The sequence below is a fragment of the Pseudomonas sp. Pseusp97 genome, assembly GCF_047304025.1.
Classification (GTDB): Bacteria; Pseudomonadota; Gammaproteobacteria; order Pseudomonadales; family Pseudomonadaceae; genus Pseudomonas.
On sequence record NZ_JBGLYK010000014.1, the window covers coordinates 20,821 to 46,706 of the forward strand.

At 65.9% G+C, this 25,886-nt stretch carries 21 protein-coding genes; 3 read left to right on the forward strand and 18 right to left on the reverse strand.

Features of this window, described 5'->3' with window-relative positions; genetic code table 11:
• Nucleotides 1-96: 96 nt before the first annotated feature.
• The 3 genes from ACCC94_RS04955 (at nt 97) to aguA (ending at nt 3,235) form a co-directional block, all read left to right on the forward strand.
• Entirely contained in the window at nt 97-1,158 is a 1,062-nt protein-coding gene (locus ACCC94_RS04955; RefSeq protein WP_413348279.1) for a polyamine ABC transporter substrate-binding protein, read from the forward strand.
• 55 nt (nt 1,159-1,213) lie between these two features.
• Nucleotides 1,214-1,855, forward strand: coding sequence for a TetR/AcrR family transcriptional regulator (locus tag ACCC94_RS04960; protein ID WP_413348280.1), 642 nt, complete (start codon nt 1,214-1,216; stop codon nt 1,853-1,855).
• Between the two features lie 270 nt (nt 1,856-2,125).
• Nucleotides 2,126-3,235, forward strand: a complete 1,110-nt coding sequence (gene aguA / locus ACCC94_RS04965) for an agmatine deiminase (RefSeq protein ID WP_413348306.1) — start codon at nt 2,126-2,128, stop codon at nt 3,233-3,235.
• A gap of 7 nt (nt 3,236-3,242) precedes the next feature.
• On the opposite strand, the gene ACCC94_RS04970 is transcribed toward aguA, so the two are convergent.
• The 18 genes from ACCC94_RS04970 to ACCC94_RS05055 form a co-directional block, all read right to left on the reverse strand.
• A complete protein-coding gene (locus ACCC94_RS04970) occupies nt 3,243-3,389 on the reverse strand; it encodes a hypothetical protein (protein WP_413348281.1) in 147 nt (48 codons plus the stop codon).
• Between the two features lie 54 nt (nt 3,390-3,443).
• Nucleotides 3,444-4,802 (reverse strand): OprD family porin, encoded by a 1,359-nt coding sequence (locus ACCC94_RS04975; RefSeq protein ID WP_413348282.1) that lies wholly within the window; start codon nt 4,800-4,802, stop codon nt 3,444-3,446.
• 834 nt (nt 4,803-5,636) lie between these two features.
• Nucleotides 5,637-6,758, reverse strand: a complete 1,122-nt coding sequence (locus ACCC94_RS04980) for a polysaccharide biosynthesis/export family protein (RefSeq protein WP_413348283.1) — start codon at nt 6,756-6,758, stop codon at nt 5,637-5,639.
• Between the two features lie 31 nt (nt 6,759-6,789).
• The gene (locus ACCC94_RS04985) at nt 6,790-8,190 is read right to left on the reverse strand and encodes an undecaprenyl-phosphate glucose phosphotransferase (protein WP_413348284.1); all 1,401 of its coding nucleotides are present in this window, start codon (nt 8,188-8,190) and stop codon (nt 6,790-6,792) included.
• 102 nt (nt 8,191-8,292) lie between these two features.
• Nucleotides 8,293-9,168, reverse strand: coding sequence for a glucose-1-phosphate thymidylyltransferase RfbA (gene rfbA, locus ACCC94_RS04990; protein WP_413348285.1), 876 nt, complete (start codon nt 9,166-9,168; stop codon nt 8,293-8,295).
• Nucleotides 9,165-10,283: a glycosyltransferase family 4 protein gene (locus ACCC94_RS04995; RefSeq protein ID WP_413348286.1), complete on the reverse strand. Its 1,119-nt coding sequence runs from the start codon at nt 10,281-10,283 to the stop codon at nt 9,165-9,167. The genes rfbA and ACCC94_RS04995 overlap by 4 nt, the downstream gene beginning before the upstream one ends.
• Nucleotides 10,284-10,303: 20 nt before the next feature.
• Nucleotides 10,304-12,919 (reverse strand): GH39 family glycosyl hydrolase, encoded by a 2,616-nt coding sequence (locus ACCC94_RS05000; RefSeq protein WP_413348287.1) that lies wholly within the window; start codon nt 12,917-12,919, stop codon nt 10,304-10,306.
• Nucleotides 12,888-14,120: a glycosyltransferase family 4 protein gene (locus ACCC94_RS05005; RefSeq protein ID WP_413348288.1), complete on the reverse strand. Its 1,233-nt coding sequence runs from the start codon at nt 14,118-14,120 to the stop codon at nt 12,888-12,890. The genes ACCC94_RS05000 and ACCC94_RS05005 overlap by 32 nt, the downstream gene beginning before the upstream one ends.
• Nucleotides 14,117-15,115: a glycosyltransferase gene (locus ACCC94_RS05010; protein WP_413348289.1), complete on the reverse strand. Its 999-nt coding sequence runs from the start codon at nt 15,113-15,115 to the stop codon at nt 14,117-14,119. The genes ACCC94_RS05005 and ACCC94_RS05010 overlap by 4 nt, the downstream gene beginning before the upstream one ends.
• Nucleotides 15,116-15,159: 44 nt before the next feature.
• Nucleotides 15,160-15,681 carry a transcription/translation regulatory transformer protein RfaH gene (rfaH, locus tag ACCC94_RS05015; protein WP_413348290.1) on the reverse strand — a complete coding sequence of 174 codons (522 nt, stop codon included), beginning with the start codon at nt 15,679-15,681 and terminating at the stop codon, nt 15,160-15,162.
• Nucleotides 15,678-16,427, reverse strand: coding sequence for a WbqC family protein (locus tag ACCC94_RS05020; RefSeq protein WP_413348291.1), 750 nt, complete (start codon nt 16,425-16,427; stop codon nt 15,678-15,680). The genes rfaH and ACCC94_RS05020 overlap by 4 nt, the downstream gene beginning before the upstream one ends.
• A gap of 27 nt (nt 16,428-16,454) precedes the next feature.
• Entirely contained in the window at nt 16,455-18,668 is a 2,214-nt protein-coding gene (locus ACCC94_RS05025; protein WP_413348292.1) for a polysaccharide biosynthesis tyrosine autokinase, read from the reverse strand.
• Nucleotides 18,669-18,699: 31 nt separating this feature from the next.
• Nucleotides 18,700-19,629, reverse strand: a complete 930-nt coding sequence (locus ACCC94_RS05030; RefSeq protein ID WP_413348293.1) for a glycosyltransferase family 2 protein — start codon at nt 19,627-19,629, stop codon at nt 18,700-18,702.
• A gap of 2 nt (nt 19,630-19,631) precedes the next feature.
• Complete coding sequence (locus tag ACCC94_RS05035) at nt 19,632-21,152, reverse strand: lipopolysaccharide biosynthesis protein (RefSeq protein ID WP_413348294.1); 1,521 nt, start codon at nt 21,150-21,152, stop codon at nt 19,632-19,634.
• A gap of 10 nt (nt 21,153-21,162) precedes the next feature.
• Nucleotides 21,163-22,257, reverse strand: a complete 1,095-nt coding sequence (locus ACCC94_RS05040) for a DegT/DnrJ/EryC1/StrS family aminotransferase (protein ID WP_413348295.1) — start codon at nt 22,255-22,257, stop codon at nt 21,163-21,165.
• 62 nt (nt 22,258-22,319) lie between these two features.
• Nucleotides 22,320-23,729: a hypothetical protein gene (locus ACCC94_RS05045; protein WP_413348296.1), complete on the reverse strand. Its 1,410-nt coding sequence runs from the start codon at nt 23,727-23,729 to the stop codon at nt 22,320-22,322.
• Nucleotides 23,729-24,208, reverse strand: a complete 480-nt coding sequence (locus tag ACCC94_RS05050; RefSeq protein WP_413348297.1) for a hypothetical protein — start codon at nt 24,206-24,208, stop codon at nt 23,729-23,731. Before ACCC94_RS05050 ends, ACCC94_RS05045 begins: the two co-directional genes overlap by 1 nt.
• A 573-nt stretch (nt 24,209-24,781) precedes the next feature.
• A complete protein-coding gene (locus ACCC94_RS05055; protein WP_413348298.1) occupies nt 24,782-25,750 on the reverse strand; it encodes a GGDEF domain-containing protein in 969 nt (322 codons plus the stop codon).
• Nucleotides 25,751-25,886: the final 136 nt, after the last annotated feature.

The following is a 25,886-nucleotide window of genomic DNA, read 5'->3' on the forward strand; positions in this document are numbered from 1 at the left end:
GCGCCGTCGCGTCTGTCGTGTTCCAGCTGTTGTGCTTTCGAGCGGCGAGTGAGTGCCGCGTCCGCTGATTACGTGGTTCATTCAGGGAGAACGCCAATGCCACGCCTGTACGCCTTGATTCTGATGCTGCTGTGTCCGCTGTCCGCCTGGGCCGACCCGGTCATCCGCGTCCACAACTGGAACGACTACATCGCTCCGCAAGTGCTCAAGGACTTCGAGAAGGACACCGGCATCCGGGTCGAATACACGACCTACAGCACCGCCGAAGAGGTCAAGAAGGCCCTGGAGAGCGGTGAGAAGTTCGACGTCGCCGTGCCCTCGCACAACGACCTGCCGGCGCTGATCCGCGACAAGCGCATCCAGGCGCTGGACTTCAGCAAGCTGCCCAACCGCAGCCACCTCGATACCCAGTTGCTGAGCAAGCTGGCCGCCGTCGATCCCAACAACCAGCACGCCGTACCCTACCTCTGGGGCGCCGTGGGCCTGGCGATCAACGAACCCGAAGCGGAGAAGGCCTACGGCGGCAAGCTGCCCGATAGCTGGAGCATCCTCTTCGACCCGCAGCAGAGCCAGCGCCTGAAAAGCTGCGGCATGAGCCTGCTGGATGCGCCGGACGAAGCCTTCTCCGTGCTGATGAACTACCAGGGCCGCAACTTCGCCCGCAGCGCCCCGTCGCAGATCCGCCGCGCCGGCGAGGTCCTCGCGCAGCTGCGCCCGAACCTGCGTTACATCGACAGCGAGCGCTATATCCAGGACCTCAACGCCGGCAAGCTGTGCGTCGCCATGGCCTGGGTCGGCGACGCGCTGGGCGCGGCCAACGCCGGCCAGCCGGTGCGCTTCGTGGTGCCGCAGGAAGGCTCGGTGCTGTTCATCGACAACCTGGTGATCCCCAGCACCGCCGAACACCCGGACCTGGCGCTGAAGTTCATCGACTACCTGATGCAACCCAAGGTCGCCGCACAGATCACCGCCGCCACCCTGTACCCCAACGGCAACAAGGATTCGGCGCAGTTCCTCGACGCCGCCCTGCGCGACCAGCCCGGCCTCTACCCGGACCAGGAGACCAAGCGCCGCCTGTTCGCCCTGGAAACCGCGCCGGAGAAGACCGCCCCGGTGATCACCGAGGTCTGGGGCAAGCTGCGCGACGGCGGCAGCTGACTTGCCGAGCACCCCGGAGCTGGCGTCCAATAGCCGCCCAGCTCCGGAGGTCGTCATGCCCGCTCCCTCTCCCACTCGCAAGCCCCGCGCCAGCAGCCAGGCACGCATCGCCGTGATCCTCCAGGCTGCCCGCGCCCTGCTGGCCGAGAGTGGAGCGGCGGGCCTGTCGATCTATGCCGTGGCCGAGCGCGCGGACATCCCGCCCTCCTCCGTCTATCACTTCTTTCCCAGCGTGCCGGCCCTGTTGCAAGGGCTGACCAGCGACGTGCACGCCGCCTTCCGCGCCTGCCTGGAGCAGCCTGTCGACCACGCCGCCCTGCGCGACTGGCGCGACCTCGCGCGGCTGGTCGAACAGCGCACGCTGGCCGTGTATGCCGAGGACGCCGCCGCGCGCCAGCTGATCCTTGCCAGCCACGGCCTCGCCGAAGTCACCCAGGCCGACAGCCAGCACGACGTGCAGCTCGGCCAGGCCATGCGCGAGCTATTCGAACGCCACTTCGAGCTGCCGCCGCTGCCGCAGGACATCGAAGTCTTCAGCCTGGCCATCGAGCTGGGCGACCGCGTCTACGCCCTCGCCGTGCAGCGCCACGGGCAGATCACCGAGCGCCTCGCCGAAGAGGGCATGCGGGTCATCGACGCCTACCTCTCGCTGTACCTGCCGCCCTGCCTGCCAAAACGACCGTCGCCTCTGAAATAGTCGATTTTTATCCGATAGATATCCGGATAGACGGGCGAAATATTTCAATATCGCCCTTCATAAACCGATTTTTATCGGATATAAATTCCCCATCCGGAAACGCTTCGCCGCGTAGCCCTGGCGGGCAACCTATACTGGCCTTCCTGCAACGCTCGACGGCGACGACCTCCTGAATGACATGACCCACCTCGTAGGATGGGTGGAGCGCAGCGATACCCATCGATGGATATCCGCCTTACCTTCCGCGAAGCAACCTTCAAGGACCGCCCCATGACCACGCTGACCAGCACTCCCCGCGCCGATGGCTTCCGCATGCCGGCGGAATGGGAACCCCAGACCCAGACCTGGATGGTCTGGCCCGAGCGCCCGGACAACTGGCGCCTGGGCGGCAAGCCCGCGCAGGCCGCCTTCAGCGCCGTGGCCCGCGCCATCGCCCGCTTCGAACCGGTAACCATCGGCGTCTCCGCCGGCCAGTACGAGAACGCCCGCGCCCAGCTGGCCGACGCGGCCAACATCCGCGTGGTGGAAATCAGCAACGACGATGCCTGGGTGCGTGACACCGGCCCGACCTTCGTCATCAACGACAAGGGCGACGTGCGCGGCGTGGACTGGACCTTCAACGCCTGGGGCGGCCTGGAAGGCGGCCTGTACTTCCCGTGGCACCGCGACGACCAGGTGGCGAGCAAGATCCTCGGCATCGAGCGCTGCGACGGCTACCGCACCGAAGGCTTCGTGCTCGAAGGCGGCTCCATCCACGTGGACGGCGAAGGCACCCTGATCACCACCGAGGAATGCCTGCTCAACCACAACCGCAACCCGCACATGAGCCGCGAGGAAATCGAGGACGTGCTGCGCGAACACCTGGCCATCGACACGGTGATCTGGCTGCCGGACGGCCTGTTCAACGACGAGACCGATGGCCACGTCGACAACTTCTGCTGCTACGTGCGCCCGGGCGAAGTGCTGCTGGCCTGGACCGATGACGTCAACGACCTGAACTACGAACGCTGCCAGGCCGCCATGCGCGTGCTGGAGACCGCCCGTGACGCCAAGGGCCGCCAGCTGACCGTGCACAAGATCGTCATCCCCGGCCCGATCCACGCCACCGAAGCCGAGTGCGAAGGCATCGACCTGGTGATCGGCACCCAGCCGCGCGATCCGTCGATCCGCCTGGCCGGCTCCTACGTCAACTTCCTGATCGTCAACGGCGGCATCATCGCCCCGCGCTTCGACGACCCGGCGGACGCCGAAGCCGAGGCGACCCTGAAACGCATCTTCCCCGAGCACGAGATCGTCATGGTGCCGGGCCGCGAGATCCTCCTGGGCGGCGGCAACATCCACTGCATCACCCAGCAGCAACCGGCGCCGCAGAAGCGCTGATTCGCTGTCATGAAAAAAGGCCGTCGCCTGCAAGGGCGACGGCCTTTTTCATGGTGCAGAGGGCAATCCCTGTAGGAGCGAGCTTGCTCGCGAACAGCCCCGGCATGGAGCCGTTCGCGAGCAAGCTCGCTCCTACAAAGAGCAGCAAACGCATGTGAAAAAGCCGCCGCCTCTTGCGAGGTCGGCGGCTTTTTCCAGCCCGCAGGAATTACAGCAGCGGGATGGTGTAGCTGACGATCAGGCGGTTCTCGTCCTGGTCGCGCTGGGTCGCGGTGCCCGAGCCGGTGGTCGGCAGACCGCTGCGCAGGGCGGCGTTCTTCCAGGTGAAGCCCAGGCCCTTGAAGGTGCCGTCCGGGATCACGTAGGCCAGGGAAATGTCACGCTCCCACTCGCTCTTGTCGCCGTACTTGGTGTCGATGTTGTCGCCGTGCAGGTACAGGGTCTGGAAGGTCAGACCCGGCAGGCCGGCCTGGGCGAAGTCGTAGCCGTAGCGGACCTGCCAGGTACGCTCGCCGGCGCGCAGGAACTTGCCGATCTGCACGTCGGTGATCAGGTAGGCAGTAGCGCCATCGCCGTTGTTGATGAACGGGAAGTCGCTGTCGCCGCTGAGCTGCTGGTAGCCGGCGCCGAAGCTGTGGCCGCTGACGGTGTAGGTGAAGAGGCCGCTCCAGGCGCGGTTGTCGACTTCACCCTTGGTTACGCCGTTACCGTAGTAGCCGTTGGTGTAGTAGGTCTTGTCGTGGCCGTTCTTGCCGTCGTCGCTGCTGTGGAAGTAGCGCAGGTCGGATTTCAAGACGCCCGGGCCGATCGCCCAGTTGTGTTGCAGGCCGAGGAAGTGCTGTTTGTAGAAGTCCTGCAGGTTGCCGTAGTAGTACTGCAGCGTCAGGTCCTTGGTCAGCTTGTAGTCGGCGCCGCCGTAGTAGAACTTGTTGACGAACTGGCCGGTCTGGGCGTTGTTGGCGCCGGCGATCGACAGGCCTTCGTTGTTGCTGGAGCTACGGCCCTTCATGTGTTCCAGCTGACCACCGAGCAGGGTCAGGTCCTTGAACTCGTTCGAGGTGACCTGGCCACCTTCGAAGGTCTGCGGCAGCAGGCGGCCGTCGTTGTAGGTCACGACCGGCAGCTTGGGCAGCAGGGTGCCGTATTGCAGGAGGGTGTTGGAGACCTTCACCTTGCCGGTGGCGCCCAGGTGAGCGAAATCATCCACTGCGCGGCCGTCGCTGTCGGTGGGGAAGACGGTACCGGAGAAGGCCGAACTGGTCGGGTTGTAATGGGTGCCCTTGCCGCTGTCCAGGCGCACGCCCAGCAGGCCCAGGGCATCGACGCCGAAGCCCACGGTGCCTTCGGTGAAGCCGGAGGTGTAGTTGAGCAGGAAGCCCTGGCCCCACTCTTCCTGCTTGCTCGGCTCGGCGGTGCCGTTGCGGTTGTCGGTGTTGATGTAGAAGTTGCGCAGCGTCAGGTTGGCCTTGCTGTCTTCGATGAACCCGGCAGCGACGGCGGATTGCGCGAGGCCGGCGGCGGCGATGGCGAGCGCGAGACCCGATTGCGTGAGAGTGCGGCTTTTCATTGGAATTTCCCCATTTTATTGATCTTGGAAACACGCCATTCGCGACAACGACTGGCTCCCCCGGGAGTCCGACCGAATGGCAGGCAGCGGCCGCGGCGTGGCTGGCACGACGGGCATGCAGGATTCGTTGGTTGTTTCGACGCCCCGCTAGGCGGGAACGAAGCGCAGGCAGGCGGACAGGGAGACGGCAGAAGATGGGAAGGGCATGAATCGATTCTCGTGTCTTGTTGTTGTGGCGATGCCTTCAGGCATTCGCCAGCTGACAAGGCAATCCCCAGGCCAACCGGCCAGCCCTGTCGAACACCCCCGTTTTTCCGGCCTCCAACTCGTTCGACGAGCCTTACCCCAGGCCGGATCAGCGGAAAACCGCCACACCATCACCCCAGGCTGGCGGTTAACCGCCAACCTCTTCCGCTCCGTCCGAGACAGCTCGCGGCAACGCAGGGCAACGATAAAAGAACGGCGATAAATCCAAAAAGAATTAATTATTAATATGTAATTTCTTTATGGAATATATGATACACCTCTCGCCAGCGCGACGCAGTCCACCGCTGGAGGTACCTCCAACGGCATTCGGGCTGCGGAAATCCGCCGCCGGAACGCCAGGCAAAAAAAACCCGCCGGCGCTGCAACGCGGGCGGGTTTGGGGCCTTGTGCTAGGGGAAGGCCCCCAAGGAGAGCGGCGGAGCGGGTCCGCCTAGGAGTGGTGCGTCCCTGCACCCGATGACGGCCGATAATGGCCATCACCCGGTGCGGAGTCGATTCCAGCGATCCACCCGCTGTAGTGGGAAATTTCCCCAACACAGCGGGCAGTGCCGGGAGTACGGGTAGCGGTCAGTTGCCGCCAATCGCGGCGCTGGTGCTGACGATGTTGGCCGACGGCAGCAGCTGGCTGATGAAGCGGTTCCAGCGGGTGATGTTGGCCGGGCCGATGAACACCACGTCCTGCGGCTGCATGGCGAATTCCTTGGCCAGGGCATAGGCCGTCGGGCGCTTGGCTTCCAGGTGGAAGACCTGCGCCTGGAAGGTGCCCGGCGCAGTGCCGGCGACCGGTTCCGGGTTGCCCCGGATCACGTAGACCGAATCGCCGTCGGAGGTTTCCGGGGCGAGGCCGCCGGCGTTGCCGAGCACCTCGAGCAGCGACAGCCCGGTGGTGCGGTAGGTGACCACTTGCGGACGTTCAACCTCGCCCACCACGTAGACTTTCTTGCGGTCGTTGTAGGGCAGGTGGATCTGGTCACCCTTCTTCAGGTAGATGCCACTCAGGGTCGACCCGCTGCGGTTCAGCGCATCGACGTCGATCACGTACTCGCGGCCGTCGCGCTTGAAGGTCAACCCGGACAGGTCGGCCTCGCCGGCGATCACACCGGCCTTGCTGACCGCCTGCACCAGGGTGGTGGGTGTGTTGTTCAGCTCGACCTGGCCGCCGTTCTGGAAGGCCCCCGAGAGCACCACGAACTGGCTCGCGTAGCGCAACACGGTAACGTCCACCTGCGGATCGACTATGCCCTTGTTCGCCAGCCGCCGGGCCAGGCTCGAACGCAATTGCGCCGGGGTCTGCCCTTCGGCGCGCACGACGCCGGCATAGGGGAAGAAGATGTTGCCGTCGGCGCCGACCACGCGGCCGTTGGCTTCCATCTGCTGGGTAGAGCCGGGGCTGGTCAGTTCGGGGTGGTCCCAGACGGTCACCAGCAGCACGTCGCCGCCGCCGATCACGTAGTCCTCCTGGGGAGGACGGTAGTTGAGCAACTCCGCAGGTACACCGGGTTTGGCGGCGAACGCGGCCTCCTGGCGTTGCAGCACCTGGGGCGTGATCGGCACGAGGGTGATGTTCATTCCCTCCTTGCGTGCCTCGCGTTGGATATCGGAATCCGTCATGTGCTGACCGGGAGAGAACACGCAGCCTTGTAGCGCCAGACTGCCGACTACAAAGCTGAAAGCGAGCAGGTTTTTCATGGCAATCCTTCCTTGAAGCTTGTGTGGAAACTCAATAGGCATTGCGGTGTACGAAACCCTTGAACAGGGTCAGCAGGACGATCTTCAGGTCCCACCAGACGGACCAGTTCTCGATGTAGTCCAGGTCGAACTCGATGCGCTTCTGCATCTTCTCCAGGGTGTCTGTTTCGCCACGCCAGCCGTTCACCTGGGCCCAGCCGGTGATCCCCGGCTTGACCTTGTGACGCAGCATGTATCGGCTGACCTGACGCCGGTATTGCTCGTTGTGCGCCACGGCGTGGGGGCGGGGGCCGACCACGGACATGTCGCCGAGCAAGACGTTGAAGAACTGTGGCAATTCATCCAGCGAGGTGCGCCGCAGGAAGGCGCCCAGCGGGGTGATGCGGCAATCGTTGCGCGAGGCCTGGGTGACGGCGGCGCCGTCCTCCATGACCGTCATGCTGCGGAATTTCCAGACGCGGATGGGCCGGCCATCCATGCCGTAGCGGGTCTGGCGGAACAGCACCGGGCCGCGCGAGGTGAGCTTCACGGCAATCGCGATGAGCAGCATGGGCACGGCGATCAGCAGCAGGATCAGCGAAGCCAGCACCACGTCCTCGATGCGCTTGAGCACGGCGTTGGGGCCGTCCATGGGCGTGTCGAAGATGCTGATGGTGGCCAGCCCGTTGATGCTTTCGCTGCGCGCGTGCAGCAGGTCGAACATGAACAGGTCGGGGATCAGGTAGACCGATACCGTGGTGTCCGACAACTCGCGGATCAGCTCGTTGAGCAGCGGCTCGCGGGACAGCGGCAGCGTCAGGTAGACCTTGTCGATCTGCCCCGAACGGGCGGCCTCGATCAGCGCCAGGCGGTCGCCTTTCACCGGCACCCGCTCGCCCAGCTCCATCTGCTGCGGGCGGTCGTCGTAGAAGCCGATCAGGCGCAGGCCCATCCAGGGTGCGGCGAGGATGGTCTCGGCCAGCCTGGCGCCGACTTCGCCGGTACCGTAGATCGCCACGTTGCGGCTGTTGAAGCCGTGGCGGCGGGCGACCCGCAGGAGCATGCGGATCGCCAGGCGATAGCCGCACATGATCAGCAGCGCAGCGGCAAACCAGCCCAGGCGCCGGGGTTCTTCCAGCTCGACGTGGCGCAGGGAGATGTCCAGCAGCAGCACGGCGAAGAATGCCAGCGACCAGTAGAGGGTGACGCTCAGCGATTCGCGCAGCAGCGACTCGCCGCGCCAGGAGCCGTAGAGCTGGTTCAGCTCGCCGAGCCAGTGGAACAGCATCACGCAGAGCAGCACCGAGACCCAGATCTGTGCATCCAGCACGCCATTGCCGGCGCCGAGCAGCACGACCCCGGTGAGGACGATCACCAGGATGTCGCTCAGGCGGTGCGCCAGGGAGATCAGCGACTGGTGCGCACGCAGGATTCCTTTCGTCTTGTTGGGCATGATGACCTCTCGACTGCCGGCGTCGCTCCTGGCGCCGCTGCATCGCAGTCCGTTATCGGGCGCAGTGCCGGCCAGCCCTCCGCGGGCTCGCCGGGTGCGGGTTCACTGTCGCTTGTCCAGCAGCAGTTGCTGCAGGTAGCGGCCATAGCCGGTCTTGCTCAGGCGCTCGGCCTGCAGCGCCAGCAGCGTCTCGCTGAGCCAGCCCTGCTGGAAGGCGATCTCCTCCAGGCAGGCGACCTTCAGTCCCTGGCGCTCCTCGATGGTCTGCACGAAATGGCCGGCTTCCATCAGCGACTCGTGGGTGCCGGTGTCCAGCCAGGCGAACCCGCGACCGAGCAGGCTCACGTGCAGCTCGCCCAGCTCCAGGTAGAGGTTGTTGATGTCGGTGATTTCCAGCTCGCCACGGGCCGAGGGGCGGATCTGCCGGGCCATCTCCACCACGCGGTTGTCGTAGAAATACAGGCCGGTGACCGCGTAGTTGGAGCGCGGGACGCGGGGCTTTTCCTCGATGGAAAGCACGCGGCCATCGGCATCGAACTCCACCACGCCGAAGCGTGCCGGGTCGGCCACCTGATAGCCGAACACCGTGGCCCCGCGGGTGCGCGCGGCGGCTTCGCGCAGGGTTTCAGTGAAGCCCTGGCCATAGAAGATGTTGTCGCCCAGGACCAGGCACACCGAGTCGTCACCGATGAACCCGGCGCCGATCAGGAAGGCCTGTGCCAGGCCGTCCGGCGAGGGCTGCACGGCGTATTGCAGGCGCACCCCGAACTGCTCGCCGTCGCCCAGCAGGGCACGGAAGTTCGGAAGGTCGGTCGGCGTGCAGATCAGCAGGATGTCATCGATGCCGGCAAGCATCAGCACCGACAGCGGGTAGTAGACCATCGGCTTGTCGTAGATCGGCAGCAGCTGCTTGGACACGCCCAGGGTGATGGGATGCAGGCGGGTGCCGGAGCCGCCGGCGAGGATGATGCCCTTCATGATCTGCCTCCTTGCTTGGCGATCTGTTTGGCGTCGAAGCGCGCCGGGTAGTCCGAGCGCTCCATCAGAAAGGTGTCGATCAGGCTGGAAAGCCTCAGCGCGGAGATATCCCAGGAGTAGCGCAGCACGTTCTCCTGCCCCAGGCGGCGCAGGTCGGCGCGCAGCTTGTGGTCGAGCAGCACGCGGCGCAGGGCCTTGGCCATGCCCGGCGGATCGAGCGGGTCGAAATACAGCACCGAGTTGCCCAGCACCTCGGGGATCGAGGCGCTGCGCGCGGCCACCACCGGGCAACCGCAGGCCTGCGCTTCCAGCGGTGGGATGCCGAAGCCTTCGTACAGCGACGGGAAGGCGAAGACGGCGGCGTTGCGGTACTGCTCGATCAGCTGGTCATCGTCCAGCCGGCCCAGCCAGCGCACGCGGTCGCCCTGCCCGCTCTGCTGCAGTTGCGCATCGACGAAGCTGCGATTGGCGGCGCCGACGATGCGCAGTTCCACGTCAAGGTCGCCGAGCAGGCGGAAGGCTTCGATCAGCCGGGCGAAGTTCTTGTGCGCGGCCGGCGAGGACACCGCCAGCACATAGGGGCGCTCCAGCAACGTCGGCTCCAGGCCGGTGCAGAACTCGGCGGACACCGCATTGGCGATCACATGGATGCCCTGGGGATCGACGCCGTAGTGCGTGGCGATTTCCCGGCGGGAGAACTCGCTGACCGTGACCTGCGCCAGCGAGCGGCGCAGCATCAGCGGGATCATCAGGCTGTACAGCGCGCGGAACTTCCAAGAGAAGCTCTGCGGGTGGCGCACGTAGGTGATGTCGTGGTGCGTCACCACCTGCCTCGAATAGGCCAGCGGCGCCGTGCTGCACAGCGAGACCAGCAGCGGCCGGCCGTGACGGGCCAGCCACAGCGGCAGGTCGACCTGCTCCCAGAAGTGCCCGCTGCGCTGGCCGATCTGCTCGACGTTCAGCTGGCGGGCGATGTCCGGGCGGAGGATTTCACCGGGCGGCGCGACGAAATGCAGGTCGCTGCGCAGCCGCGCCAGCGACAGCGAGATCTGCTCGGCGAAGCGCTGCACACCGCTCACCTGCTGGGTGAGGAAACGCGCGTTGATCACGATCATGAGGGTTCTCCGCGAGGGGGTCAGCGCAACGACAGTTGCGGGGTCGACGCACTGCGCACCAGGGTGGGCGAGGCGTCGATGCGGATGCTGGCCTGGCAGTCGCCACCGCCTTCGGGGCACTGCCAGGGCACCGGCCGGCCGTCGCGGCGGGCGATTCCCTCGACGGCGTCGAGGCGCCAGAGGGTGTCGCTGCTGCCGGGCTTGCTGGTGATGTTCAGGGTCTGCTCGTGGCCCAGGGTCCAGGCCACCAGGATTTCCTCGCTGGCCTTGGCGAAGCGCAGCAGGTAGACGTTCGGGTCCTGGTTCTGCACGCGGCCGACGAAGCGGTAGCGGCCGATGATGTCGGCGATGCTGGCCATGGCGTGGTAGGCGGGCTTGGGCTGGCCGCTGGCGGTGAGCAGGCCGAAGTTGTGCTCCATGTCCGTGCGGTCGATGCCGTCGTCCACCAGGTCGTACCACCAGGCGCCCTTCACGTTCGGCAGGCTGCGCAGCAGCACGTAGGCGCGGGCCAGGTAGGCGGCCTGGCGCTCGCGGCTGATGCCGCAATCGCCCTCGTGGGCCGGCCAGCTGAACTCGGTGAAGTACAGCGGCACCGGCTTGCCGGCAGCCTTTTCCAGCTTCTGGTTCACGCCCTGGAACCAGCCCAGCCAGGCTTCGGGGGTGGACATTTCGCCCTCGCAATACACCGAAGGATGCAGCGAGATTCCGTCGACGACATCCAGCACGCCGCCCCCGGCGATGCGCTCGGCGAAGCCCTGGCGGATGCCCTTGAGGGTGACGGCGCCGGCGAGCACCCGGGCTTGCGGGTCTTCCTCGCGGATCACCTTGGCGGCCGCGCGCACCAGGGTCAGGTAGTCGTCGCTGAAGTCCTTGTCGGTGGCGTTTTCCGAGTCCCACTCGTTCCACACTTCGTAGAACGCGACCTGCCCCTTGAAGCTGCGCACCACGTAGCGCACGTAGCGCAAATAGCCCTCGCGGGAGGCGTCGTCGCGCGGCTTGGCGTTGCCGTAGAACTGGTTCTCGTTGCCCAGGATCAGCAGCGTATCTATCCCCAGGCTGCGGGTGCTGCGCAGCTGCGCGCGCCAAGCGGCGTCGATGGACAGAACGCCGCGCTCGCGCTCGACGCTGGACCAGTAGGCATCGTCGCGGAACGACAGGATGCCGGCCTCGCGGGCCAGGCGGTTGATGCCGTCGCGGTTGCCGGCGCGGATGTTCTGGTGGGTGCTGGCGCCGACGATGAATTCCGCCGGGCCGAGGTTTTCCACCGGCGCTTCCTTGGCCATGCCGGGCGGCGATTGCAACAGGCCGCCGAGCAGCAGCGCGCAGGCCAGCAGGCTGAGCATGCCGCCCTGCAGGCGCAGGGTACGTGGCGCCGGTTGCGGCGCGGTCTCTCCCGGCAGGCGCAGGGCGCGGCCGATGGCCAGGCCGAGGAACAGGCTGGGGATCGGCGATTCGAGCACGTCGCTGGTCCAGCCGATGAGCAGGATGCAGTAGGCGATGCCGAGCAGCGCGCGGGCCTCACGGCCGGGTTGGCGCTGCAGGCGCATCAGCATCGGCACGGCCAGCAGGTACAGCGCGACCCCGGCGACGCCGAACAGGCACCAGAGGTAGAGCAGCGAGTTGTCCGCCACCGCCAGTTGCTCGACGCCGAAGATCGGGAAGGCCGCGTAGGCGCTGCCGGTCATGCCCAGCCCGGCGCCGGTGTAGATCCAGCCGTTGTAGTCCATCACCTTGATCAGGTTCGGCCAGGTGTTGACCAGGCGATCGATCATCGAGCCCATCAGGTTGTCGCCGGTGGCGCTGGCCAGGTACGGATCGACGTGCGAGTAGATGCCGTACAGCGGCAGCAGCAGCGCACCGAGCACCACCAGCAGCGCGGCGAGCAGGAACAGCAGGCGCTGGCGGCTGATGCTCATCACCATCAGGGCGAAGAAGAAGGCGCCGGCGGAAGACTTGTTGGTGGTCAGCACTATGCCCACCAGCGCAATCAGGTAGATCAGCCCGCGCACCGGCAGCGCCAGGCGGAACGAACCGAGGTACAGGCTGAAGATCGCCAGCATCATCGCCAGGCTCGAGGACATCCGCGAGAAGCCGGCGATGCGGTCCAGGCCGTAGGCGCTCCAGGAGCGGTTGCCGCTGATCTCGACGCCGCCCATGGAGTAGGTGTAACCCTTCCACGGCACGTTGATGGTGAGGTCCAGGGCAATGCCCAGCAGGGACGCGATCAGGCAGAAGAAAATGAACCAGCCCAGTGCCTTGCGGTGCATTTCCAGGTAGGGGCCGCAGAGCAGGCCGAACAGCAGTGGCGCGTAGATGAACACCGAGAAGAAGCCGCTCTTGAACTCGGCACCATGCAGCCGGCCGAGCAGCAGGGAGGCCGCCGCGAGGATCAGCAACAGCCACAGGCCGCGCTGCTGCGGCCGGGTGAACAGCTCCCAGGCCACCGCGACCACACAGGCAACCTTGGGCAGATAGACGATGGCCGACAGCCCGGCCTGGTCGGTATAGAAGCGCAGCGCGCCGTTGAAGGTTTCCACCAGCAGCAAGGCCACCAGCACCCCGAGCGCCAGCAGGGAGCGATCGAAGGTCACCCGGCGGTCGAGCTCAAAGCGTGGATACGGGGATTGCAGTTCCATGCTGGACTCCACGGGTGAGAAGGGTGTGGCGAAGGATGGCTTCGTACTCGTCGAGCATCCGCTCCACGCTGAGCATTGGCGCCACGGCTTCACGGGCGCGCCCGGCCAGGCGCTGGCGCAGCGCCGGGTCCTGCACCAGGCGGGCGATGGCATCGCCCAGCGAGGCTGGCTGGCCGGGCGAGCAGAGCAGGCCGTTGACTCCGTCCTGGACGATTTCACTCAGGCCGCCCAGGCCCGAAGCGATCACCGGCAAGTGGTGGGCGCAGGCCTCCAGCGCCACCAGGCCGAAGGATTCCGGCGACAGGCTGGGCACCACGGCGACATCGATCTCGCCGAAGAACTCGGCCGCCTTGCGGTAGCCGACGAAGTGCACGCGCTGGGGGTCGGCGAGGCTCTTGAGCTGGTTCACGTAGTCAGGCTCGCCACGGCCGGCGATCAGCAGCGAGGCATCCCCGGCGCGCGCCTGGAACTGCTCGATCAGCCACTCCACGCCCTTGTTCGGCGTCAGCGCGCCGATGAAGCCGAAACGCAGCGGACGACGCACTCCGGCCGCTCCCGCAGGGGCCACCTCCGCCACCGGCGTGCCGTTGTAGACCACGTGGCCCTGGCTGCCGGCGAAGTAGCCGGCGTCGAGCAGCGCATTGAGCTGGTAGCGGCTGACGCCGACCACCGCATCGACCTCGCGCGAAGCCGCGGCATGGGAGCGACGCAGCAGCGCGCAAGGCGCACATTGCCGCTCGCAGTGGCGGCCCTTGTGGAAGCGCACCCCGCGCGGGCAGGTCAGGTACTGGTCATGGAGGATCTGCACGATGGGCAGGCCGGCGGCGCGGATCGCATCCCACGCGGAGATCGACCAGCCCGACAGGTTGTGGCAGACCACCACGTCCGGTTCGACTTCGCGCAGCACCTTCGCCAGCACATTGCGCATGCCGGGGTTGTAGCGGTCCAGCGCGTGCCAGGCGAGGCGCGTCAGCGGGCCGTAGCTCCTGTCGTCGAACGGCCAGTAAAGGTTGCGCACCCCAGCGCGCAGCACCGGCACAGCGTTCAGCGTCTCGCGCCGCAGGCCCGAGTCCGGACCGGTGCAGAGCACCCGCACCTCATGGCCGCGAGCGCGCAGGCCCTCGGCCATGTGCTGCAGCATGACTTCCGCCCCGCCACCGATGTGCGGGGCGTAGAGGGTGTTGAGCAGCAGCACTCTCATAGCGGGTAGGCCCGGTTCATGCCCAGGGCGCCGGCCTCGCCGTCACGGATCGCCTGCAGCAGCAGGGCCAGGCGGCTGGAGCGACCGTGGCGGCGGGCGAAGAAGTGCAGCAGGCGGATGAACACCCAGCGGTTGAAGCGGTACATCAGCGGCGAGGTGACCCAAAGGTTCTTGTCGAACCAGGCCTGGTTGCGCGCGGCGTAGTAGGCGCGCAGGTCGGAGCTGCCGAGCAGGTAGGTCTCGTAGATGTTGGAAGTGCGCGCCTTGATGTTCCAGGAGTTCTCCAGGTCGTCCAGGCCGGCCTCGGGCACCAGGTAGAGATGGCCGCCCAGGGCGCCGATGCGGAAGGTGTATTCGGTGTCGTCGGCGTAGAGCACCAGGTCGCGGCGCGGCAGGCCGATGCGGCGGAACAGGTCGGCGTGGCCGAGCAGCCCGCCGTAGTAGGCGAACGGCAGCTCCAGCAGCGGCTGCGCCGGGCGCGGCTTCGGCTTGCCCCAGGGCGTGCGGCGCCAGAGCTTGTAGGGCAGCTGGCGGACGTGGAAACCGAAGTAGCTGGAGCGCGGCGGCGCGATGAAGCGGGTCGGTACGCCGGAAGCGACGTCGGCCTGGTGGGTCGGGCGAAAGCCCAGCACGGCGGTGTTGTCGGCGCCATGGCGCAAGGCGCAATCGATCAGGCGCTGCTTGAGCAGCGGGAAGGACCCCGGCGTCGGCGCGTTGTCGTCATCCATCAGCCAGATGAAGTCGCAGCCGGTATTCAGCGCAGCCTCGATGCCCACGGCGTAGCCGTTGGCCGAGCCGGTGTTGCTGTCCAGCTCGATGACCTGGACGCGATTGGGCCAGAGCATGAACAACTGGTCCAGCTCCGCCACCGAGGCATTGCTGACGACGATGGCGCGGCTGATCTCCGGCTCGCGGAAGGCGCGGGCCAGCAGTTCCTCCAGGTATTGCAGGCGGTCGCCATAGGTCAGCGTCACCAGCACGGTCGATCCATTCATTTCGCTACTCCTCCTTGTACTTGGCCCTGAAAACGCCTTGTGCCTCAGGCGCGGCAGCCGTCATTGCCGCCCAGCGCCGAGAGCTGGCTGAGCGGGACACGGATGCGTTGTTCACGCTGCAGCAGGTTGAGCAGGATCAGCGCGCGCTCGCCGCCGTCGTCGCAGAGGAAGATGGCCTCCACCTCGCACTCGCCGGCGCATTTCACACGCACCACCTGGCCCTGGTGGAAGCCACTGGACGGCCGCTCGGGCATGGCCGCCAGGCGCAGGCGGATGCCCTCCACCAGCTCGTCGGCCACCGCCAGCGGCTGCGCGCCGAAGCTGACGATGCGCGCCACGCCGCGGGTGGAGCGGATCGGGAACCAGTTGTCGTGCTGCTGATCGAGGCGGATGAACAGGTAGCCGGGGAACAGCGGCTGCGCCCGGCTGCCCTGCTTCACCACCGGCCGGTAGCAGGAGAAGCCCTGGCGGCCGAGGTTCTCCTCGGCGCGCAGTTCCTGGTGCGGCTTGGTCTGGATCAGGTACCAGCGGTACTGCGCGGCATCGACGGCGGAAACGCCACTCATGATTCGTACTCCCCAAGCAGGTCCGGCGAGGGAGCGGGCCGCTCCAGGGTGTAGCGGCCCAGCAGCCGCTGCATCTCGTCCGGTGGGTTGAACATCAGCACGTCGATGATCGACAGGCTGGGGACGAAATCCGGGCTGAACTGCGGGTAGCTCAGCTCGTCCATGCGCAGGAACTGCAGGTCCAGCCCGTGGGCCTGGAACACCTCGGGCGAATACAGGTGACGGCCGCCTTCGGGGTTGAGGTAGACATCGCCGCCCGCCTGCTTCACCGCTTCGATCAGGCGCTGGTCGCGGCCGATGTCCTCGGCCAGCTCCAGCTCGGAGACCCGCGCCATGGGCGTGTCGATGCCCAGGTAGTGGCAGATGCGGCGGATCGAATGCTCGGCGAAGTGCGACAGGTTGCGCTCGGGGTGTTCGAGGATCTCCTCCAGCAGCGGCATCACCTGCTCGTAGCAGGGCGCGCGGTGGTACGCATGGCGGATGGTGTGCAGCAGGCGCTGGTTGCTGCGGCGCAACTCCGCGCTCAGCCGTCGTTCGTTGATCGCCTGGGTCTGCGAGCCCTGTTCCAGCGGGAAGCTGAACTGCCAGATCTTCCCGCCGACCAGCAGGCGGTTGCGATTGATCCAGCCGCGCCGGGTGTACTGCAGGCTGTCGCCGAGAATGAACAGGCTGCTCGCGGCGATCAGCTGGAAGTACCCCAGGTAGGGGAACAGGTACGGCTGCATGAGGCTGACGATATGGACCATGGCGCATCCCTTCGGTGATTTCCCTGTTCAGTCCTTGGCGTCGTAGCGATAGGCGTACGCGCCGTAGTCGTACGCCGCGGTCGAGGCCTTGCGCTTCACGCCGTTGAGGATCGCTCCCTGCAGGTGGATGCCGCTCTGCCCCAGGCGCCGGCGGGCGGTGTCGATCTCGCTCGCCGGGCTCTGCCCGAAGCGCGTCACCAGCAGGCTGATGCCGCACAGCCGGCCGACCAGGGCGGCGTCGGTCACCGCCAGCACGGGCGGGGTATCGACTATCACCAGGTCGTACATCGCCGACGCGTCGCGCAGCAGCTGGGCGAAGTTGTCGTGCATCAGCAGCTCGGACGGGTTGGGAGCGGCGAAGCCGCAGGAAATGAAGTCCAGCTCCGGCACCTCGGTGGGCAGGATCACTTCGCTGAGCGGGCGATGCGAACTCAGCGCGTCGGACAGGCCGTGACGCGGGGTCAGGCCGAACACCCGGTGCAGGTAGCCCTTGCGCATGTCGGCGTCGATCAGCAGGGTGCGCAGGCCCGATTGCGCGACGATGGCCGCCAGGTTGCTGGAGACGAACGACTTGCCGGCGCCCGGCGCCGGGCTGGTGAGCATCACCACGTTGTTGCGCGCTTCGAGCAGGGCGAAATGCAGGTTGGTGCGCAGGCTGCGGATCGCCTCGTTGGCCAGGTCGCCCGGGGCGGACGCGGCGAGCAGCTTGGGCGTGTGCCCGAGGATGTCGCCCTTGCGCTCCTTCTCCAGGCGCTCCTGCTGCCGCGAGTACGGAATCGCGGCGAGCACCGAGAGGCCGAGCTGTTCGATCGCTTCGGGATTTTCCACGCCACGGTAGAAGGCCTGGCGCAGGAACAGGATGCCGAGGGCCACGCAGAAGCCCAGCAGGGTGGCGAGCAGCACGATGACCTTGCGCATGGGCTTGGCCGGTTGCTCGACGTTGGCCTGGGCGGTGTCGATCACCCGCACGTTGCCGATGGTGCCGGCGCGGATGATGTCCTGCTCCTGGGCCTTGTTCAGCAGGCTGGTGTAGGTCTGCCGGGTGACCTGCATGTCACGCGACAGGCGCAGCAGTTCCTGCTGGGTCGCCGGCAGGGTCTGGATGCGTTTCTGCAGTTGCGCCTTGCGGTCCTCCAGGCTGCCCATCTGCTTGTTCAGCGCCTGGTACAGCGGGTGCGACGGCGTGTAGAGGCGGTCGTACTCGGCGCGCTTGAGCCGGAGCTCGGAGAGCTGGTTGTCGATGCCCACCACCTGGTCCAGCACGCCGCGCGTCTCGACGCTGATGTCGGCGGACTTGGCGGTGGTCTGGTAGGCGTTGTAGGCGGCTTCGGCTTTTTCCAGGTCCAGGCGTACCACCGGCAGCTGCGAACGCAGGAACTGCAGGCGCTGCGAGGCTTCGGCGGAACTGCGCTCGACGTTCTGCAGCACGTAGAGGTGGCTGATCTTGTCGAGGATACGATCGGCCTGCTGCGGGTTGGGGTCTTCCAGGGTCATGTAGATGATCCCGGAGTCCTTGCCGGCCTCAGCCACCTTGAGCAGCTTCTGGTAGTTCAGGGTGGTGGTCAGCAGACGGTTCTTCGCCACGATGAACTCGGTGCCGGGGCGCGCCACCAGTTCGTCGACTTCGATGCTGAAGCCCTTCTCCATCACCGGTTTCTTCAGCTCGCCACGCAGGATCAGCTGGTCGTCGGCGTTGAGCAGGTGATAGGCGTCACCGCCATCGGCCACCAGGGTCAGCGGCTCGCCCAGGTATTCCTCCGGCACGTCGAGGGAAAACACCTTGATCTGCTCGCCGCCCCAGCCGTAGGCGCCCAGGCCCAGCCAGGGCGCAGCCAGCGTCTGCCCGGCCTCCGGCTTGTAGTGCCGCGCCATGTAGTCGCCGATCAGCGGCATGCGCCTGGGCCTGGCGATGATGTCCAGCTTCAGCAGCTCGACCGCCCTGCCCAGCACGGCGCGGGATTTCAGCAGCTCGATCTCGGTGGAGGCGATCGATACCGAGTCGGGACGGTTGATCACCTCCGGCGTGCCGTTCAGGCCGTTCTTCTTCTGCTCGATCTGGATCATCGCGCCGGAGACGTAGATCGGCGTGGCGACCACCGCGTAGAAGAGTCCGAGCGCCGCGAACAGGCCGGTGACGGCGATGATCATCTTCTTGTGATCGAACAGCAGGCGCAGCAGGCCGGCGACGTCGATGCGGGTGTCCTGGAGCGTTTCCAGGGACGAGCGGGGCATGACACTCATGGACTTCCATCCTCCATTGAGGTGGCGCGGCTCAGCGCGCCTGAATCGGGTTCAGCCGCTTGAGCAGGTTGGCGCCGTGGTTGCCGATCAACAGCAGGAAGGCCTGCACCTTGCGCATGGGCGAGACGGCCGCCATGGACAGCCGGCAGACCTGCATCAGGAAGTACTCGTTGAGCTCCTGATTACCCAGGCGCTGGTAGTAGCGCGACAGGCAGTAGTAAGTGTGCAGGGTCATCTGCTGCTGCACGCGATCGGCCTGCATGGAGAAGATCCCGCCCTTGTGCACGCGGTAGGCGGCGGGGCGGATTTCCTCGATGAACTTGCCCTTGCCGAAGGCACCGAGCAGCGACCACCAGCACAGGTCGACCATGCGCGTGGTGCGCAGCTCCTCGGGCATTTCGGTGAGGACGTTGCGGAAGCAGGTGGTCAGCGTGGAGATCGGCCGGGCCTTCTGCAGGTCCAGGCGGCTGGCGTCGCGGCGGTACTTGCCGGTGAGCTGCCGGGGCCTGATCACGCCGTCCTCGTTGTAGGTGTAGGCGTCGTGGTAGGTGATCACGTAGTCCGGGTTGTTCTCCAGGAAGTCGACCTGGATCTGAAGCTTGCGCGGGTCGGTCCAGAAGTCGTCGCCCTCGCAGTAGGCGATGTAGCGTCCCCGGCACTTGCGGAACACCGGCAGGCCATGGGAGACGCCCTTGGAGTACTGGTTTTCCTTGTGGAAGATCGGCTTGATGATGTGCGGGTAGCGCGCGGCGTAGTCGGCGATCAGCTCGCTGGTGCCGTCGTTGGAGGCGTCGTCGTTGACCAGCACTTCGAAGCGGAAATCGGTGACCTGCTCGAGGAAGCTGTCCAGCGTGCGGCCGATGTAGTTCACCTGGTTGTAAGCCAGGCAGACAATGCTCAGGAGGGGCTTCGGGTCTTCCGGCCAGTTGGAAAGGATCTGCAGCTCGGAGCGGATATCCATGTCTAGACACTCGGCTTGTGGGACGGTTTGAACAGGCGCAGCAAAGCCGGGGCAGAGCCCGCGCCCACGAGGAACAGGGTGATCAGGCCGCATACGGCCAGCGCCGCCAGCAGCCACAGGCGCTCGCCGGAACGGGCCAGCAGCGCATAGAAGGGTTCGCTGAGCAGCAGTCCGGCAGCACTGAGCGCGGCGATCTGCAGGGTGTCGCGCAACCAGATGCCGTGCAGGCCGGGAGCGAACGCGTGGTGCACGATCGCCGGCCAGATCAGGAACGACGCCAGGCGCAGGCCGAACCAGCAGATCGCCACGCCGAGCACGCCCTGCAGGTAGGCACTGGCGATCACCAGCGGCACGGTCACCAGGGTGGAAATGACGCTGTACCAGACGTGCATGCGCAGCTGGCCGTGGGCGTACTGCAGGTAGAACTGGAAGCTGGCCACCGCCAGCAGGCCTGAGCCGAGTACGTACCAGGCCAGGATCGGCCGGCACCAGCTGGCGGCCCCGGCATCGCCGCTCCAGGCCAGAACCAGGTCGTGACCATGAGCGGCGATTACCGCGACCATCGGGAACAGCAGCACACAGACGAAGCGGTTCGCCTTCAGGTAGAGCTGCTGCATGTCTTCGTGGCGTTGTTCGGCGACCAGCATGGTCATGCGCGGCAGCAGCGACTGCGCCAGCGGGTTGACCAGCGTGAGGACGCCGCCGGAAATCAGCGCCACCAGGGAGAAGTAGCCGTACTGCTCAAGCGGCAGCAGGTTCGACAGCAGGACCTTGTCCAGCTGGGTGAGCACGATCCACAGGCACGAGGTGAAGGACATGCCCAGGGCGAAGGGCAGCACCGGGCGCACGGTGTCCCAGCAGAAGCGGGTCAGCACGCGCACGTCCATCCACAGGTAGGCCTTGCCGCCCAGCAGCAGCGCCTCGATCAGCGACACCGCGACCTGGAACTGGAAGAACACCAGCGGGTCCTGGCTGACCTGCGCCACCAGCAGCAGCCCGCCGAAATAGCGCAGGGTGGTGATGAACACGTTCACCGCATTGATGAAGCCGTGCAGCTCCTGGCCCTGCAGCGCGCTGCGGTACAGGGTGGCGTACAGCCGCAGCGCCACCAGCAGGCCCATCAGGCTGATGCACTGCGCTACCAGCTCGGGCGAGAGTTGCTGCACGTTGAGCCACTGCCCGGCGATCCAGCCGCTGCCGCCCCAGACCGCTAGGCTGCTGAGGAAGGTCAGCGGCAGCAGGATCAGTTCGAAGGAGCGCAGCAGGCGCGCCTGGTCCTGGCCTTCACCGTTGACACCGCGGCCATGGGCGACCTGGCGCACCAGCGCTGGCGACAGGCCGACATCCAGCAGCAGCAGCCAGCTCTGCAGCACCGCGAAGAAGCCGATCAGGCCATAGGCCTCGGCCCCGAGGTGGCCGAGGTAGAACGGCTGGATCAGGATGCCGATGACGATGGCGTACGCCTGCCCTGCATAATTGATCAGGGTGTTGCGGACCATCGACAGCGAGCGTGCGGTGCGCATGATCGTCCCCTTACACCGCGACGGCGACGCGGCCGCTTTCCAGCAGCAGCACTTCGATCACCGCGCGCTGGATCTCCTGGGGCAGGCCCGGATACAGCGGCAGGCAGAGGATGCGCTGGCTCAGCTCGCGGGACTGCACCTGCGGCACCTGCGGGGCGAGGTAGTCGAGGGTGTCCAGCGACGGGTAGAAATAGCGCCGCGGGTTGACCCCGATCTCGTTCAGCGCGGTGCGCACGCGCAGCACCTGGGCTTCGTCGCGCAGGCCGATGGGGTAGTAGCTGTTGTTCAGCCGCGCGTAGCTCTCGCTGGCCTGCAGGTCGTAGTAGCCACTGAGCGCGGCGGTGTAGCGGGCGGCGATCTCCTCGCGCTGGGCGAGGATGCTGTCGATCTCGTCGAGCACGCACAGGCCCATGGCGGCGGAGAACTCGTTGAGCTTGGCGTTGATGCCCAGGCCAACGATCTTGTCGACGTCGGCAATGCCGAAGTTGCACATCAGGCGGATCTGCTTCGCCAGCTCGTCATCGGAGGTGACGATGGCGCCGCCCTCGATGGTGTGGAACAGCTTGGTGGCGTGGAAGCTCAGAGTGGTGGCATCCCCCCAGGCCAGCACCGAACGGTCGCGGTAGCGCGAACCGAAGGCGTGGGCGCCGTCGTAGATCACTTTCAACCGGTTGCGCTGGGCCACCGCCTGAATCTCCTCCACCGCACAGGGATTACCGAACACGTGGGTGGCGACGATGGCGGTGGTATCCGGCGCAAGGCTGGCTTCGATGCGCGCAGGGTCGAGGTTCCAGGTCCGCGCATCGATGTCGGCGAAGCGCGGGCGGATGCTCTCCCACTGCAGCGTGCTGCTGGTGGCAACGAAGCTGAAGGGGGTGGTGACGGCACTGCCGGTGACGCCCAGGGCCCGATAGGCCACCTGCAGGGCGATGGTGCCGTTGTTGGTGAGAATCACATGGCGAACGCCGAAATAGTCCTGCAGGCGTTCTTCCAACTCCGTGACGAAGGGGCCGTGGTTGGTGATCCAGCCGGAGGCATAGATCTGTTCCACGTAGGCCTTGAACTTGTCCAGGTTGCCCAGGTAGGTCTTGGTCACATTGATCACGGTCGCATCCCTCTGTTGGATGGAAAGTCCGTCTATGGATTCAGGTGCGGCGCAGGCGCCGCTCAGCCCAGCGCCGACAGCACGAAGGGCGCGTCGTCGATACGGCTGTCCATGGGTTGCGCTGGCTGCGGCAGGCGGCTGGCGAGGTGTTCCTGCAGGGCCTCGATGACCCGGCCGCTGGCATCGTTATGGAACTGCCAGACGCCATAGATGCGGCTGTCGAAGGAGCGCTCGCTGCCCAGCATCGGGTTGGCCGCAAGGCCCGAACCCAGGCCGAAGCTGTAGAGGCCGGGAATCGGCCGCCCGCAGTGGTCGCGCAGGCAGCCGGCCGCATCGGAATCCAGCCCGCCCTTGCTCTCGCGCACCTGCAAGGGCTCGCCATTGGAGCGGCGCAGCGCCGGCAGGCACGGCTGGTAGCCGATGGCCTGGACCATCACGCCATCCTCGCTGCAGCACTGCTCCAGGCGCTCGCGCACCGCGGGCGAGCGATCCTCCAGGCAGAGCAGCTCGACCTTCACTCGCGTACCGCTGACGACCCCTCTGGACAACACGTCGGTGCCGACCTGGTGGGCGCGGTAGCGCAGGCCGCCGGAGCGGTTCACCCGGCCGGAAACCGGGCAGACATCCATGCCCTCGTCCACCCCGTAACCGGCCGCGCGGGCTTCCTCGACGCTCTCGAAGAACAGGCGGATCGGCGCGCGGTGCAGCAGGGTGATCTGTTCCAGCCCCAGGCAATCCAGGGCGCAGGCGAGGTTGTCGAGGATCGAGAAGGCGCTGTGGGAACCGCCGACCACGGTGAAGCGACAGCCCGGGGTCACCCGGTCGCCGAACAGCTCCACCAGCTCGGCGGGATTCAGGCTCAGCAGCGCGTCGGAGGAGTACACCGTGGGGCCGTCGTGGGACAGGTGCAGGTCCTGCTCGGCCAGGCTCCAGTTGAGGTATTCGCGGTTCTGCCGGCCGCCCAGGTTCATCACCAGCGACCCGGCGTCGACCTGCACGCCATGGGAGCCGCTGCGCAACGCCAGCTGGAAGCTGCCGTCGTCCTGCGCGGTGATCTTTTCGATACGCGTCCCCAGCGCCACTTCGACGCCCAGGTGCTCGGTGACGTAGCGCATGAACAGCGTCGAGGCATGCGCCAGCAGCTCGCCCACCTGCGTGAGCATCGGCGCACCATGAGGGTCGTTCTGCAAGGCACGGAATGCCGGGGAATGCGCCAGCGGCGCGAAGATCGGCAGCAACGCCGGATCGCGCAGGCAATCGAGGAACACATCGCCCACCGAGTTGGCGGTGATGTGGTAATCCCCCAGCCGGCCACGGCCGACCGCCAGTGCAGCGTCCACGACCAGCAGGCCATCGCGCGCGAGGTCCGCCAGCGCGCCGGTCTTGTAGGCGTTGAACAGGAAGCCCATGCCCGCGGGGCCGGCGCCGCCGACCACACAGGCATAGTTCGAACGAAGCGATTGCTCGGCCATCAGCCTTGACTCCCAGCGCGGCGAGGCGCGCGGCTCGGGTGATGCCGGCGCTGTCGGCCGGCAGGGTGGCGGCGTTCGCGCCGGGATTCCGTCACTCGCGGCGCAGCCGCCCTCGCACGGGCCTTCTTCGGGAAGGTCGCGGGAGTCAGTTCGGAAGAGATGGCGAACGCCTGCAGATAAACTTCGGCAGTGGCCGGAAGTTGCTGTTTCAGCGATGAAACGAATAGCGTCTGGCACGCGCTGGATTCGCTGAAAAGTTCAGTTTTGTTACACACCGGGCTATAACTTGAAACACCGGCATAACAAACTTTCGAACTAACAACGGCAACTCGACTAAGCTTTTTATTAGCGCCTCGGGAATCGGCGTCACTCTTAAACAGTTTCACCGGCGAAACACTTTCCGGCCGGCGAGCGCTGTTCTTCATGCTTGTTCGGGCGGCACGCGAAGTTCCGCCGTTTTCCATCAATTCAGCAGCCATCGTCACTCACTCCAGTCCAGGAGATGCTCTGTACCGGGCCTTTGGTAAATTTCGAAGACAAGGCTACCGCCCGAGTTCGAATGACCCGATTCAATTAACGACAATCAACTGTTCGTCCCTGGAGTGGCCGCTACTTATTTCCGGGCAAAGCTACCGCCCTTCGGCCAGGTTCCGAAAATCTGGAAAAACAAAAAGCAAAAATCCATCGCGCTCCCGCAGCGAGGTGCTGACGGAAGTTGTCAGGCAGCGATAGGAAGTGACAGGAAGAAGAGGTGGCAGAATCTTCCATGACACACTGCTCGTGCGACTGCTCCCTGAGGTGTCTCATCCAGACACCACACGATATTGCTATGTGGATAGTAATAGTGGGGGGGACAAAGGCATGTCAATGTAGGAAGCGATCCTACGTCAGGATTCCGACAGAAGGCAAAACGCTTGTTTTAAGTCATTGATTTTTAACGCGTCATAAACCCGACACAAGCCTTTTGACAGCAGAAACACACGGCCGCACATCTGTGCTGAAGGTATTAATCAGAAAGTATTAATGACGCCGCTGACGCACGACCGGGTGTTTCATCCCTGAACAATGCGGTCCTTGCCGGTGCGTTTCGCCTGGTACAGCGCCGCGTCGGCCCGGCTGTAGAGCGCGGAAAGATTCTGGTCGTCCGGCTGCAGCAGCGTCAGCCCCTGGCTGATGGTGACGCTGAAGAAATGCTCGGCCTCGTTGAAGCGCAGGCGCTGCACTTCCCGCTGCAGGCGCTCGCCGATCTGCCGCGCCATGTTCTCGTCGCAGCCGGGCAGCAGCACGGCGAACTCCTCGCCGCCGATCCGGCCGAACAGATCGCCACGCCGCAGGGCGCCGGCTCCGCTCTGGGCGATGCGCTGTAGGACCACGTCGCCGACCTGGTGGCCGTAGAGGTCGTTGATCTTCTTGAAATCGTCCACATCCAGCAGCAGGAAGGCCAACGGCGTGGAAGTCGCCTTGCAGTCGCGGAAGGCCTGCTCGGCGCTGTCGAAGAAGTAGCGCCGGTTGCTGCTCTGGGTTAGCACGTCGGTGGTGGCCAGGCGATGCAGCTCGGTTTCCAGGTGCTTCTTGTCGGTGATGTCTTCGGCGATGCCGACGATCATCAGTGGCAGGCCGGCGTCGCTGTGCTGGCTGACGAAACACTTGTCGCTGAGCCAGCGCACTTCGCCGTCGGCCCGCAGGATGCGGTATTCGCGCTGCTCGATGGCGCCGCGCTCGAGCACTTCCTGCAGGGTGCTCTGGGCGTAATCCAGGTCATCGGGATAGATGCAGTTGCGCCACTCGTTGTAGTCCGCCAGCAGCAGCGCGGCGGAGCGGCCGAAGATGCGCTCGTACGCGGGGCTGACGTAGACCATGCGCTGGGACTGCCAGTCGAAGGCCCAGAGCACCGAGTTCACGCTGGCCAGCAGCGCGCTGAAAAGCTGTTCGCGCTCCTTCAGGCGCGTCACTTCGGCGCGACTGTGCAGCAGCGCCAGCAAGGCCTCTTCCTGATCGGCCGGCAATTTATTCTCATCCATGTATCAGCGTCCTCCCGCTCATTGACCGGGGCTATGACCGCAAACTACGCCTGCCTGCTGCAAATTAAACGAAAAGCCCGCCGAACGGCGGGCTTTTCTGAGACGCATCTCTCAACGTCCTAGGACGTTTCCGTCA